Annotated in this window: 9 protein-coding genes and 1 pseudogene; 5 read left to right on the top strand and 5 right to left on the bottom strand. The window is 37.0% G+C overall.

The genetic code is table 11. The features are described from left to right. Positions 1–901: 901 nt before the first annotated feature. Complete coding sequence (gene alr, locus ACFIJ8_RS07400; protein ID WP_375639290.1) at positions 902–2,017, bottom strand: alanine racemase; 1,116 nt, start codon at positions 2,015–2,017, stop codon at positions 902–904. A gap of 1,103 nt (positions 2,018–3,120) precedes the next feature. Here alr and ACFIJ8_RS07395 point away from each other — a divergent pair. Together ACFIJ8_RS07395 and ACFIJ8_RS07390 are read left to right on the top strand one after the other, a co-directional pair. After that, positions 3,121–3,948 (top strand): ferredoxin--NADP reductase, encoded by an 828-nt coding sequence (locus ACFIJ8_RS07395; RefSeq protein ID WP_273788592.1) that lies wholly within the window; start codon positions 3,121–3,123, stop codon positions 3,946–3,948. Between the two features lie 34 nt (positions 3,949–3,982). Further along, positions 3,983–4,416: pseudogene (locus tag ACFIJ8_RS07390) on the top strand (ferredoxin--NADP reductase); the annotation flags it as partial. On the opposite strand, the gene eda reads toward ACFIJ8_RS07390, so the two are convergent. Continuing rightward, positions 4,395–5,060, bottom strand: a complete 666-nt coding sequence (gene eda, locus ACFIJ8_RS07385; protein ID WP_273788591.1) for a bifunctional 4-hydroxy-2-oxoglutarate aldolase/2-dehydro-3-deoxy-phosphogluconate aldolase — start codon at positions 5,058–5,060, stop codon at positions 4,395–4,397. The pseudogene ACFIJ8_RS07390 and the gene eda overlap by 22 nt on opposite strands. Before the next feature lie 115 nt (positions 5,061–5,175). Here eda and ACFIJ8_RS07380 point away from each other — a divergent pair, with 115 nt between their 5' ends. The 3 genes from ACFIJ8_RS07380 to ACFIJ8_RS07370 all read left to right on the top strand — a co-directional run bounded on the left by ACFIJ8_RS07380 (position 5,176) and on the right by ACFIJ8_RS07370 (position 9,588). Then, the gene (locus ACFIJ8_RS07380; protein WP_375639289.1) at positions 5,176–6,093 is read left to right on the top strand and encodes a rhodanese-related sulfurtransferase; all 918 of its coding nucleotides are present in this window, start codon (positions 5,176–5,178) and stop codon (positions 6,091–6,093) included. A gap of 1,701 nt (positions 6,094–7,794) precedes the next feature. Continuing rightward, positions 7,795–8,928, top strand: a complete 1,134-nt coding sequence (locus ACFIJ8_RS07375; protein ID WP_273788590.1) for a type III PLP-dependent enzyme — start codon at positions 7,795–7,797, stop codon at positions 8,926–8,928. Positions 8,929–9,003: 75 nt separating this feature from the next. Then, the gene (locus ACFIJ8_RS07370; RefSeq protein ID WP_273788589.1) at positions 9,004–9,588 is read left to right on the top strand and encodes a GNAT family N-acetyltransferase; all 585 of its coding nucleotides are present in this window, start codon (positions 9,004–9,006) and stop codon (positions 9,586–9,588) included. 1,158 nt (positions 9,589–10,746) lie between these two features. On the opposite strand, the gene ACFIJ8_RS07365 is transcribed toward ACFIJ8_RS07370, so the two are convergent. The 3 genes from ACFIJ8_RS07365 to ACFIJ8_RS07355 all read right to left on the bottom strand — a co-directional run bounded on the left by ACFIJ8_RS07365 (position 10,747) and on the right by ACFIJ8_RS07355 (position 13,983). After that, positions 10,747–12,318 (bottom strand): DHA2 family efflux MFS transporter permease subunit, encoded by a 1,572-nt coding sequence (locus ACFIJ8_RS07365; RefSeq protein WP_273788588.1) that lies wholly within the window; start codon positions 12,316–12,318, stop codon positions 10,747–10,749. Positions 12,319–12,340: 22 nt separating this feature from the next. Next, positions 12,341–13,435 carry an HlyD family secretion protein gene (locus ACFIJ8_RS07360; RefSeq protein WP_273788587.1) on the bottom strand — a complete coding sequence of 365 codons (1,095 nt, stop codon included), beginning with the start codon at positions 13,433–13,435 and terminating at the stop codon, positions 12,341–12,343. A gap of 155 nt (positions 13,436–13,590) precedes the next feature. Next, a complete protein-coding gene (locus ACFIJ8_RS07355) occupies positions 13,591–13,983 on the bottom strand; it encodes a Fur family transcriptional regulator (RefSeq protein ID WP_273788586.1) in 393 nt (130 codons plus the stop codon). Positions 13,984–14,316 lie beyond the last annotated feature (333 nt).

Below are 14,316 nucleotides of genomic sequence, written 5' to 3'. Positions count from 1 at the left end.
TATGAGTAGTTCAAGCTTTTGTATGCAGATGATGGTGAGGGGATTGCGTATTTCTGTTGACGTAATTTTTGAAACTGAAAGACAATCTAATTTCAGAGAAATATAAAGCCGTAAAGGTGAAACTCAATCCTCAGTTTGTCATCTCCCTTTCAGCTTTACGGCTTTCAGAAGCATCTAAAGCAATGTTTTTTTATAATGGGGATTACATATTGTCCCATGCTTTTATTTATTGTGTTCTTTAATGGGGACCCCCTCATGTAAAACAGAACACTCCAAAAAGAATATACTTTGGTTGTTAATTCACGTGTTTGTTTTAAAGAGACATTTCGCTCCCAATCCCATTTCGCGACGTCGCTCGTGAATGGTGCAATGATAAATCTATTGAGAGCCCCCCAATCTTTACGCTCTATGAAGGAAGAAGTTGGCACTATCATACACTTTTTCAGCCGCTTAATGTTATAGCCATTGGCACTTGAGATGGTTCATAGGAGGTATTCTTTTCTTAAATCATTTTTATCTACACATAGTCCAGTTTGTGGTATGCAAGCGAATGATTTTGATTGCTTTAATATGAACAAAGCTGAAAATAAGAGAAACTTACAAGACTGGATGTTTTGTTTGATATCTAGAGAATTAATATTTTGGTTTAATTGGGCAATTAATTTTAAAAACTTTGCAGTAGATTCTTTTTTGTCAATTTATAGGGAAAAGGCTAAGCTTTTATATTTTGGGTGAAAGCTACTTCCATAAAACAGTTCATCAATTTGTCTATTTTGAGATTTCTGTGAATGTGCGGTGTCTATGATCATTCTATATGATTGATTGTTGTAAAATCTTTCGTAAAAAACCCCTCAATTTTCTAACATGATGATTTTTATCAATTTATTTCTTTAAAGAGTTTTTATGTGTAAATGTATTTATAGCGGGAGCCAAGAGATGTTAGAATTTCATTGGGAAGGGTATCGGCATCTATAGATACTTTTTCAAGTGTTTGATGGGGGCCAATGAGTTCTACCCAGTCACCTGTTTGAGGTTTTTGATCAAGATCGGTCGTATCTACAATAATGGAATCCATAGAAACCCGCCCAACCATGGGAAGTTTGTACCCGTTGAAATAAACCGTTCCTTTATTCGAAAGAGCACGGAGCCAGCCGTCTGCGTAGCCTATAGAAATGGTTGCAAGAGTGCTTGGTCTGTTGGTTATAAAGCTTTCTCCATAACCAACAGGTGTACCTATATCAACAACGCGGTTTTGAATGACTTGGGCTTCAAGTTTTAAAACAGGTTTCAGAGGTGATGGGTGTTTCCCCCGCGGATCAACTCCGTAAAGTGCAATGCCTGGACGAACAAGATCAAAATAAAAATCTGATCCTAGAAAGATACCTCCAGAATTGGCAAAGGAAACTTTGCAAGCAGGTAATTGCGCAAGGACAGTTTTGAAAGTAGCCAATTGGGCATAATTGGATGGGTGGGTATCATCTTCTCCGTTAGAAAGATGACTGAGAATATATTTTATTTCTGCTTTTTCGAAAATTGTAGGGTGTTTGATGAGTTTTTGTAATTCTTTTTTATCCAGTCCTAATCGGTTCATATGGGTATCGATTTGAACAATTGCTGGAAATTTTTTATCTTTTTTTTGACAAATTTTTTGCCAATTTTCAATGGCATTCCAAGAGTTTAGAACAGGAACAATACCAGATTGTGCGACAAACTCTTCTGCTAAGTGTGGAAGTCCATTTAGAAGGGCAATCGTGACATTTGATGGTAAAATGCTTTTTAATTGGAGTGCTTCTATGATTTGGGCGACAAAGAAAGTGCGACAACCAGCTTGATAAAGGGCAGGAGCAATTTTGTGAGCTCCTAATCCATAGGCGTTTGCCTTTACAACTGCTGAACATTGTGTTGGAGCTACACGTTTGGCTAAAGTGATATAATTGGCAACAATGGCACTGACATCGATGGTTGCTACAGCTACATAGAGTGATGTATTGATTTCATCATTAATGGATTTTTTCATTTTAAGAGCTTATCTGTGTTCGTGAAATACGGAGTTTTTTGGTTATTTCATTGAGGTTCTTTACGATATAGGGAAAGACACTATTTTCTATGGTCAAAATCATAAGGAGCTTATACTGAATTATGTACCATTAAAGTCGTTTTTTTATGTAAAATGGTACTCTGGATATAAGAGATATTTTAGTTTTCTTTGTGTTGTTAGCAACACGGTATCTTCTAATAATTTGTAAAACATAGACTTTTGTTTTTTTACTTATTTTCCTTAGTTGAGGCATATAAAAAAATAAAACATAGTTTATTGTATTGTATCATTTTGAAGAGTGCAAGATTAGGCTGTTGTTGCTGGTGCGATTGTTTTGATTAAACATTGCATGGGCTGCTTATTCAGAGAAGGTAAAATGATTAAATTAATTACTCTAAATCAATGCATTACAAGTTTTCTATCATGGGGGAAAGATCACTTATCTGTGCAATTTTGGATGTCGTCTCATGCACTTAAAGTTATTTTTGTTAAATGGAAAACAGTGTGTAAACACTTTCTGATACATTAAAAACTGTTGATTTAGAAAGCCCGTTGATTTGGATGTTGTTGGTTTTCAAGATGGATTGGGTATCCAATACTTACTTTCTATTGTTTGATTGGTTTTTAGTGAAATCAATTTTGTTGCTTATAGAGCGCTTTAGACTCATTTATTTATGGATATTTATGGAAAGCGCAGTGTAAAAAGGTCAGTAACGAAAACAATAGATGTAATGCCGGAAATCTTGTTGGAGATTCGTGTGGTTATCGTTCAATCAACAAAAATTTTATCTCTCTTATTTGAAGGTTTTAGGTCATAAGTTTTGTTAAGCGAGAGAGTGTTATAGCGTTACAATGGAAATATGCATTATGTGTTAAAGGGGAAAAGAGTACCGTGATTGTTTAATACTCAATGTTTTTGTTTTTCTTTGAATGTGATTTGTATTCGTATTTTCCTCATTCGTTTAATAAAGTGTTAATCTTGAGATTTTTGTTTTAAGAAAATTGTTGGCAGATGGTTATGCAAGTACTATATCACGTCAAAGATTCGAAATTTAACGTTCAATAAAGATATGGGGAAGAGTATGAATACGTCTGCTACCAATGTTCCGTCAAACATCAGCAGCGTTGCAGATTTTCCGATTCCTGAGAATGTGTTCGCCCTTACTGTCCAAGAGGTTTGTCACTATACAGATCGGTTATTTAAATTCCGTTTGAATCGTCCGGATAGTTTTCGTTTTCGTTCGGGTGAGTTTGTTATGATCGGTTTACCAAATGCAGAAAAGCCGATTTATCGCGCTTATTCGATTGCAAGTCCTTTTTGGGATGAACAGCTTGAGTTTTTTTCGATAAAAGTTCCAGGGGGACCTTTAACCGAGCATCTCCAAAAAATTAAAATTGGTGATACAGTTCTCATGCGTAAAAAATCTACAGGAACACTGGTTCTTGATGCTCTTATTCCTGGAAAACGTCTTTATCTTCTTTCAACTGGGACGGGGGTTGCTCCTTTTGCAAGCCTTATTCGTGATCCTGAAACTTATGAAAAATTTTCAGAAGTTGTCCTTATTCAAACAACGCGTGAGCAGAGTGAGTTAGTTTATGCAAAAGATCTTGTTTCCTCTTTGCAACAAGATCCACTCATTGGAGAGTATGCACAACAGTTGAGATTTTATCCTATGACTACTCGTGAACCTTCTGAGCATATGGGCCGTATTACGACTGTTATGGAAAGTGGGGACTTTTTTGAAACAACTGGCCTTCCTAAAATTCATCCTGATGAAGATCGGGTGATGATTTGTGGTTCCATGGCAATGTTAAAAGATTGTGCAAGGATGTGTGAAAGTTTTGGTCTTGTTGAAGGGGCCAATAATGCTCCTGCTACTTATGTTGTAGAGCGCGCTTTTGTGGGATAATGAGTGGGGAAGTTGATGCTTTATCTTCTTTCAAACCGGTACGGTTTTTTTTCCTTTTGCAAGCTTTATTCGGGATCCTGATACTTATGAAAAATTTTCAGAAGTTGTCCTTACTTTAAATAATGCGTGAGCAGAATGAGTTAATTTATGCAAAAGATCTTTTTTCCTCTTTGCAACAAGATCTACTCATTGGAGCGTATGCATAACAGTTGAAATTTTATTGTATGACCACGCGTGAGCTTTCTGAGCATATGGGGCGTACTACGACTGTTATGGAGAGTGGATGCTTTTTTGAAACAAGCGGCTTTGAAACAATAGCACTCTCCTAAATTCATCTCGATGAAGATCGGGTAATGATTTGTGGTTTTATGACAATGTTAAAGATTGCGCAAGGATGTGTGAAAGCTTTGGTTTTGTTGAAGGGGCTGATGTTCTTGCATTTTACATTATATTGTAGAAAGAGCTTTTTTCGAGGGAGAGGGAAGTTGCGATGCAGTATATGCTAATGCAGTAATCGAATCCCAATCATTTATTGCAATGAGTTGTTGGGGCGCTATCCAAGAACCGCCAACGCAGAAGACGTTAGGTAGTTGGAGCCATTGTGTTGCACTTTTTTGTGTAATACCGCCTGTTGGGCAAAACCGGATATCAGAGAAGGGAGATGCTAAAGCTTCGATGAAGGCAATACCTCCAGCGGCTTCAGCTGGGAAAAATTTGAGATATGAATAGCCTTTGTTTAATGCTTGCATGAGTTCACTTGGGGTCATTGCAGCGGGAAGAAGGGGAATTTCACTATTTTTTGCACAATTGATTAATTCATTTGATAATCCGGGGCTTACAATAAACTTGGCTCCCGCTTGTTCGGCTTTTTCGTAATGTGTTGTGTTGAGAATTGTTCCGGCTCCAACAATTGCTTCAGGGACTTCTTGTGTAATTTTCTGAATTGCTTTGAGGGCATTTGGTGTTCGCAAGGTGATCTCAATTGTTTTTAATCCGCCTTTGACAAGAGCGCGTGTTAAGGGTACAGCACTTTGTAGATTGTCAATGAGCAAAACAGGTATAACAGTTTGTCCTTGGAGATATAGTAAAAGCTTTTCTCTTTTTTGGCACATGATATTTTTTCTTCTTGGAGATGATATTATTTGTATCGTTTGATTAAGCACAATATGTTAAAGAGTACATGAATAAATCTTGAAATTGAATGAAACGCGCGTTATGGCAAAACACATGGAAAAGAATTTTAAAGTTGCTGCACTTTATTGCTTTGCAGATTTGAAGCATTATCATCAATTACAAAAACCTTTGCAGGATTTATGTCAAGCAAAGGATATCAAAGGCACTTTGCTTTTAGCACAAGAGGGAATTAATGGAACGGTTGCTGGTTCTTGTGCTGCGATTGAGGCATTGGTGGATTTTATTACCGCTGAGCCAGCGTTTCAAAGGCCGGAGATTAAATATTCATGGGCATCTAAAATGCCTTTTCATCGCATGAAAGTGCGGTTGAAAAAAGAGATTGTGACAATGGGGGTTGAAGGTGTTGATCCGCTAAAAGTTGTTGGTACTTATGTGGATCCTGAAGATTGGAATGCCCTTATTCAAGATGAAGAGACAATTTTGATCGATACGCGTAATGATTATGAATATGCGATTGGAAGTTTTCAAGGAGCGATTGATCCACAGATTAAAACATTTCGCGAATTTCCTGAATGGGTGCGTCAACATGAAGCTGATTTAAAGAAGAAAAAGAAAATTGCTATGTTTTGTACAGGCGGTATTCGGTGTGAAAAATCAACAGCTTATGTTCGTGAGCTTGGTTATGATCAGGTGTACCATTTAAAAGGAGGTATTCTAAAATATTTAGAAAAAATTCCAAAAGAGGAAAGTTTATGGTGGGGTGAGTGTTTTGTTTTTGATGAGCGTGTTTCTGTTCAACATGGTCTTGAAGAATGTGGACGCGAATTATGTCGCGCGTGTCGTTCCCCTATCAATGCTGAAAGCAAATTATCGCCTCATTATGAGGAAGGTGTTTCCTGTGATGCTTGTTATAACACGCGTAGTGAAGCCGATAGAGAGCGCTTTCGTGAGCGCCATAGGCAGTTTCAATTGTTGAAGTTGCGTGCAATTGATTCTCATCAAGGGACATAAGGATAGCGCAGTGTAGGGCTGTAAATTTTAGCGTTTTTCTCTTAAATTTAAGAGAGAAGAGTTTTTTTGATATTGGTAGAAAATATTTTATAAGACCGGATATTATTCGGTCTTTTTGTCTATGTTAAATTATTTGATTTATAAATAATCATTATAGATCGTTTGCTCTCCTTACATTTTATAGGATTGAGTATTTAAATACTTTTCATTTTAAAATAGAAACTCTCTTCACCAACAGTGCAGGGGAGGGAGAATTATAGCTTAAGAGAAAAGCGTATGAATAAGATGTGATTAATAAGAGGAGATGAAAAAGAAGATACTAGGTGGAAAAAATAAAATGATAATAGGAGTTTATGATTCCAGGATTTAATATAATAAATTGATTTATAATGATAATTTATTTTTATTTTGAATAAAAGAGTTCAATATTATGAACTTTATTGCTTTCAGATTAGATGAGAACGAATCATGTAAAACCCATTCACTTGTACGTTACAAATGGGGAAACGTGTGGACAAAAATCATTTTAGATAAGGTGTTATGAAACATTTCAATGTAGGAGTTTTTGCAATATTGGAAGTTGGCAGATAGAATGGGGGTACAGGTTTGTAATTTCATAAGCATAAAGAGGGTGAGATGTAGTTAATCTATACTACACAGGTTATATTATACGGGGAATTTGCATGATATTTTGCTTAAGCGATGCTGTGAAATGAATGTGGAAACAGGGATGTTTTTTTAGGATGTAAATAAGAAAGATAATGGTATTTGTTGGAGGAAGGACATCGTTATCTTTAAAGATGATAGTGCTTCAGTCGTTACTATTCCCAGTTTTCAATGTTAGTCATCTTTGCATTTGAGAGGATATATAAGAGGTCCCCTTTTTTCAGTTGTTTTTTATTTGTGATGCGCACAAGAATGATCTTAATTGATTCATTGTAAGAGGGGTGAAATAAGAGAATTTTATGATGAGATTTTTGTTTAAGGGAAAAATAATAAATTATCATTATAAATTAATGTGTTGAGTAATTTATTTTGCGTTATTTTCTGCTGCGGATATTAGGAGATAGAATGGGGCAAAGAAACGAGGGGCTTTAAAAGCAAGACAGCGATTTATGTTGCACGGATAATGTAAGGGGTGTGATCTCATGAAAGCGGATGGATAGCTTTGTCTGGTGGGGAGAGTGTTGTTTTTTCGCATCATTTTATCTTTAAGAATTAAAAAATGTTTAAAATTAAAAAAATGATTGAAATGAGCAAGAATTCGTTTTATAGGATGCATTGCCCAAAGTCGCACGTGCCTGTGGGTGTCCGCTGGTTCTCAAATGGTGAGATTAACCGGTACGGTACCTGGAACTAACCGCTCCAGTCATTCTTACAGCCAATTGCAAGAATGAGGACATCTTGAAGCAACGACGGTGCGGGCCTTTCTGGTGTCTTCCAGTTTTAAATACTGGGATAACTATAGAGGCACACCTCATTGCCTTCAGTGCGGAAGTGGTTTTCTCAACTCCAATCAAAAAGGCAGATAAAATAGAATGACGCGGCTTCGCGCTGTTCTTTCGCTGCATACAATGCTAATTTCTGGTTTTTTGTAATCAGAATGGGGATAGTTGTTGTGTGTTTTTTGTCCTTTAGCTTTTGGTAGCTTTGGCTGTCCAAGCATAGAGTGGGGGAGCTTTCCCTCAAGGAGAATTGCAGATGGCAACGCAACGTATTCGCGATTTTCTTGCAACACATCGTTCTGAAGGTCCATGCTTAATTGTTGACCTTGATGTTGTTCGTGACAACTATTTAAATTTTGAAAAAGCTCTGCCGCAGTCGCGTATTTTTTACGCAATAAAGGCAAATCCAGCACCTGAAATCTTGCGTTTGCTGAGTTCTTTAGGATCTTCTTTTGATGCGGCTTCTGTTGCAGAAATTGAAATGGCTTTAAAAGCAGGAGCAACGTCAGAGCGTATTTCTTTTGGGAATACGATTAAAAAAGAACGCGATATTGCACGAGCATATGCATTGGGTGTTTCACTTTATGCAGTTGATTGTGTTGAAGAAGTGGAAAAAATTGCGCGGGTTGCTCCAGGAGCACGTGTTTTTTGCCGTGTTCTGACTGATGGAAAAGGTGCAGAGTGGCCATTGTCACGCAAATTCGGTTGTGTCCCTGCTATGGCGGTTGATGTTCTAAGACGGGCACACCAATTAGGTTTACAAGCCTATGGTGTTTCTTTTCATGTTGGGTCTCAGCAGGTTGATCTGAGTGCGTGGGATCGTGCTTTATCGGATGCTGCTACAGTTTTTAAGCGTTTGGAACAAGAAGGCATTTCGCTGAGGTTGGTGAATATGGGGGGCGGTTTTCCAACGCGTTATTTGAAAGATGTCCCTACAGAACAAGCTTATGGTACAGCAGTTTTTGATTCATTGAAAAAGCATTTTGGTAATCGTATTCCTGAGACGATTATTGAGCCTGGGCGTGCGATGGTTGGCAATGCTGGTGTTATTCGTACAGAAGTGGTTCTGATATCCAAAAAAGCTGATAATGATAATGTACGATGGGTTTATCTTGATATTGGAAAATTTAATGGTCTTGCTGAGACTATGGATGAAGCCATTCGTTATCCTATTGAGACACCTCATGATGATAAGGTTATGGAGCCTTGTATTTTGGCTGGACCAACATGCGATTCGGCAGATGTTCTCTATGAAAAAACACCTTATCCGCTTCCTCTATCCCTAACGATAGGAGATGAAATATTGATTCATGGAACCGGTGCTTACACAACAACTTACGCATCGGTTGCTTTTAATGGTTTTGAGCCTTTACGATCATATGTGATCTGAGGTTTCCTTTTAACTATAGGTTTTTTAGACTTTTTGCTATGCTCGTCATGGCGCTATAAGAGGGCGGTCATTGAGATGAACATGATGAATTTTCAAACAAAAGATGGGGCATGTTTTACACTTTTATTGGAGCAAGAAGCAGATAAGCCTTATCGAGAAATTTTGCTTGATTCAACGATGGGGTATGGACGTAAACGTAAATCATCAGAGGCTTTACGTCGTGGTCGGTTAGCTGCTCAAGGACTTTCTTTTGTGGTTAAAAATGCGCTTGGAGAGCTTGTGGGAAGTGTCCGTCTTTGGCATGTTTCTTTTTCTAAAGGAAAAAATAAAACACAACATGCTTTACTTTTGGGCCCCTTGGCTGTTGCATCTGAATGTGCTGGTCTGGGAATAGGATCAATTTTAGTCCGCCATGCAATTGAAACAGCAAAAAAATTAGGATATGGCGCCATTTTGCTGGTAGGGGATTGTGAATTTTATCAACGTTTTGGCTTTTCAAATAGTTTAACAGAAAATTTGGCAATGCCTGGTCCTTATGAAAAGCATCGCTTTCAAGCGTTGGAACTGATACCACATTATCTTTCTGGCTGTTATGGCACTTTAGTTCCTAGTGGAGAACGAGAAGTTTCAAATCGTTTTCAGCATCATAAAGTGGCTTGAGGATCGTGTTTATTTTGTTTTTCAACAGCTGGCATTGAGGAGAGCATACTGTTTTGACGAGTGCCAAAGTATTTAGCGGTACAAAGTTTTTGGGGAGTTGTATTGCGATTTTACTATATGACTTTTTCTTTATGGGGTTGATTTCTTATTTTTGATAATTTCAGTTAAGTGAGTAGGAATATATTTAAAGCTCATTTTTTTGGAATAGCGTCCTATTTTATAATATTAAAGGAACCGGATTTTTGAGTGATCTTGTATTCTTTTAAAGCCGGTATCATCATACAGTTTTCAATATCGTTGGTAAATCTTGCATCAAAACGGTTGGATATTTTACTTTTTTCTTAAACAGTTTTTATCTCTTTGCTTTTTATGTACAAGCGAATAATTTTTATTGGTTCAATAGAGAGACACTTTGAGAAATTTTATACAATTTTAGCGCTTGTTGAAAAAGAAGGGGCTTAAGAAAGAAAAATATGCAGCAGTAGAATCAAAATTGTAAGTATCAGCTTTTTTAAAAGAGTGTAAAAAATAAAATTACATGTTCAAAGGCAGCTTTTTTGAAAAAAAATAGATCATTACTTTTTTGCTATAAAGGTTAATCGTTTTGCAATTGGCATGAAAGTATCAAATACAAAATGATTTTCTCATGTAAAATTTTGCATTCAGAATCAAAAAAACGTTATCCTACACATTATAAGGGAAATAGATGCGTGAATAAAAATCACAAGAATCATAAATCTTTTATGCATATTCTTGTAAGCATCAAAAGAGTGAAGGACAAAGAATCTTACAGAATAGTTTTTATGAGGATAATAGCGTAAAAAGGGGGAGATAGATGAGAGATTTAATGACAGGCGCAAATATTGTTTTAACGTTTTTTTCTCTACGGTCATAAATCAGAAATCTTATAGAAATAGCTGCTTTATCTTTATGGTGTGGAGCACTTTAGATAAGCTCTTTGTTTATTATCATCTAAGATAATTTTTGTATGCAAGAAGTTATTTTAAAATGCGTAAAGAGCTCGCATTGAAAAGAATTTTCATCAGAAGAATCATTTAGAATCACAAGTTAATTTATACTGTCTCTTGAGAAGAGATAAAGTGCATAGGAAGCTCTAAAGTCATAAGGATGAAAAATATTTCTCAATTTTAATTAAGTTTAGTGACTTGGTGGTGAATCCATGAGAGGTGGTATTTTTTTAAGAAAAATGGTCATAAAAGTCAAAGTACCAAAGATAATGGTTATGATAAAGAAAATATCACTAAAAGCCATAATCGTTGCTTGTATGCGTACCATACCAAACAATTGAGAAAGAGCAAGAGTATACGAATCAAAGGTTTCTGTTTTGAAAAATAAAGTAAGCTTTGAAAGCATTTCAGTTGCTTGTCTGTTTGCGTGGTTAAGCGTTTCGGCTATTCGTTCATAATGGAAGTCTGTGCGTTTTGTCATGAGAGTGCTGATAATGGCAAGCCCTACAGCACCACCTAGATTCCGTGTGAGATTAAAGAGTCCAGAAGCATTTTGCATTCGTTCTGGCGGGAGTGTTCCCAAGGCAATATTATTAACAGGAACCATACATAACATCACAGAAGCACCACGGAAAATTTGCGGCCAAAAGAGCTGCCAAAAATCCCAGTTATCTGTGATAGAGCTCGCCATCCAAGTGCCTATTGCAAAACCCAAAAGTCCTATTGCCATCATTAAACGTGCATCGATTCGTGCTGAAAGAAATCCAGCAAGCGGAGCAGTTAATAACATGGCGAATCCTGAAAGAAACAATGTTTCTCCAATCATGAGGGCATCATAATGGCGGATTTGGCTTAAATAGACAGGATAGAGATATGTGAGTCCATAAAGACCTATTCCCAGTGCAAAGGAAAAAATGGATGCAGCTGAAAAATTAAAATTAGAAAAAGTAGAGAGATCTACAATGGGTTCTTTTGCTGTAAAAGCACGCCAGAAGAATAAGGCTGCAGCAAGAATCATGATAATGAAAAAATCTCGAATCAGCCTATCACTCAGCCAATCATGACGAGCTCCTTCTTCTAGAATATACTCTAAAGTTCCCAAGAAAGTAGCCATAGAAATGAGGCCTAACCAATCAAATTTCTTCATTAAAGAGGGATCAGCTTTATCAAAATCAATTAATTTCCAAGCGAGAATTGAGATGATAATCCCGAAGGGTACATTGATGAGAAAGAGCCAATGCCATGATGAGAGATGACAAATATAGCCTCCCACGGTTGGACCAATGGTAGGGGCTAATGTTGCGACCAGTCCGACAATAGGGGTGACAATAGGACGTTTGGAAGGAGGAAAAAGGACATAGGAGGCAACAAAAACACTAGGGATAATTCCACCACCAATAAAACCTTGTAGCGCGCGATACACAATCATCTCTCCAATAGATGTTGCCGTTGCACAAAGAACAGAAGTAATCGTAAAACCGATAGCTGATAAGGTAAAGAAAACACGTGTTGAAAGCAATCGTCCTAAAAATCCAGAAAGCGGCAACATGATGACTTCAGCGATAAGGTAGGAGGTTTGAACCCATGAAATTTCTTCAGAGCTTGCTGCAAGCCCCGCTTGAATTTCAGCTAAAGAAGAGGAAACGATTTGGATATCTAAGATTGCCATAAACATGCCAAAAGACATAGCAATAAAAACTACAATTTTGTGCAATCCGATGCGTTCTTGAGACTGTATGGGCTCTGGTATGGAAGATGTCATCGTAAGATCTTCTACTTTTTTGTTATAAGAGACTTTTATCTTGTGGCTTTGTACGTGTATCAACTTTCACTGAAACACTCATTCCTGCTCGGATATGTCCGTTTTTTAAGACTTCTTCTGGAATAGAAATACGTACGGGAATGCGCTGGACAATCTTTGTAAAGTTACCAGTAGCATTTTGTGGAGGCAAAAGAGAAAAAACAGCGCCTGTTGCGGGCGAAATAGAAAGCACTTTTCCTGTAAAAAACTCCTTTTTGAAGGCATCAATAGCAATATAAGCCTTTTGTCCTGGGTGAATATTTTGCAACTGTGTTTCTTTATAGTTTGCTTCAATATAAAGTGCATGTATGGGGACTAACGCCGCAAGACGTTGGCCATTTACAACAAAATCTCCTGTTTTTGCTGTTAAATTTCCTACAACTCCATCAAATGGGGCTCGTATAATGGTCGAATCAAGATCACGTTGTGCTTTTTCACGCGTGAGCTCTAAACTCTTTGTTTGGCTTTCCGTTTCACTTCGTTGCGCTTCTAGCACTCGGATATTTGCACGTGCTGCAGCTATTTGTGCATCCGCTCTGTTAACATTTGCAATGGCTTGTTCATAAGCTGATTTGGCATCATCAACATTGGATTGAGGAGCATAACGATTTTTTTTCAGTTCTGTTACACGTTTTAAGCTGAGTTGTGCATTGGTTGCTATGGCTGAAGCAGCGGCTTTTTGTGCTTGCGCATCATCTAAAGCACTACGAGCTGCTGTAATTTGCGCATCAATGCGTAGAAGTGTTTTTTTCTGTGTGTTAAGATGCGCTTCTGTTTGATCCAAGGCTATTTGATAATCACCATTGTCTAGGTAAAATAAAACATCGTCCTTTTTTACAACTTGGTTGGCTTTAATGGCAATTTTTTCAATATATCCATTTAATTTAGTCGCAATAGCTGCTATATCTCCTTGCACATAGGCGTCATCTGTTGTGAGTATATAACGCCATTGCGTTACCCACTTATAGCTAAACCAAAGAACAAAAAGTGCAAAGATAATAAGAAGAGCCTTAATTGCTTTCTTTTGTTGCGTTTTATTGAAATTTTTGGTCGAAAAAATTGTCTCAGCTACGGACATGATTTTATACTTTCAATATTTATGTTCCACTGAGTATAATAAACCTATCACTATAGATTAGGGTGATATACATGCAAGGACGATAAGAGCTTTTCAAACAATAAGATAATTTTTGAAACATAATGCTAAAAATATGAACTTGCAAGTTCAAGGTCTTATTCTGTTACGCATTTTTTACAAAGACCTCGTACTTCTAGGGTGCTTTTGTGGGCTTGGAAGTCAACAGCTTGAACCATCTGTTTTAAACTCGATACAATCGTTTGATTTTGTATTTCGTTGACTGTACCACAGTTTTCGCAAATTATAAACGTTGTAAGTTCATGTTGACAGTTTTCAGGGTGTAAACAGACCATAAAGGCATTTACACTTTCAAGACGATGAATACACTTTAACTGTACGAGTTTTTCTAACGCACGATAAACTTGGAGAGGTGCACGAAAGCCTTCTTCGCGTAAGTGATTGAGAATCGCATAAGCACTTAAAGGCCCTTTTGCATTTTTTAAAGTGTTTAAAACCAATGTTTGGTTACGCGTCAGTTTAGATGACATTGACATCTTCCTTTTGCTCTCATGGCAAAGCATAAAGCGTGTAAGAGGTTTATGCAATGGTGATTATAGAATATGTACTCTATCTTTAGCCTTTTACATGACATCATTGTGATATGTAAGAAAAGTTGCAATCGTTGTGAGGGGAGGGGTATTATAATCTGAAAGCCGCTGTTATCTAGCAAGGAACTTTTATATGCTTTTTATTTTAGTGTAATGTATTGAAATACAACCAGATGTTTGCGCTATTTTATTTTAAAAAAAAAGTAAAAAATGATATTGACTCTTTATTTGAAAGAGTACTATATACGACGAGTAACGAGAGCGGTTTCTGCT

Source organism: Bartonella sp. MF74HXZ (genome assembly GCF_042194445.1).
GTDB lineage: Bacteria > Pseudomonadota > Alphaproteobacteria > Rhizobiales > Rhizobiaceae > Bartonella > Bartonella grahamii.
The sequence above is the reverse complement of the archived record's forward strand: the minus strand, read 5'-3'. Positions and strand labels throughout refer to the sequence as shown.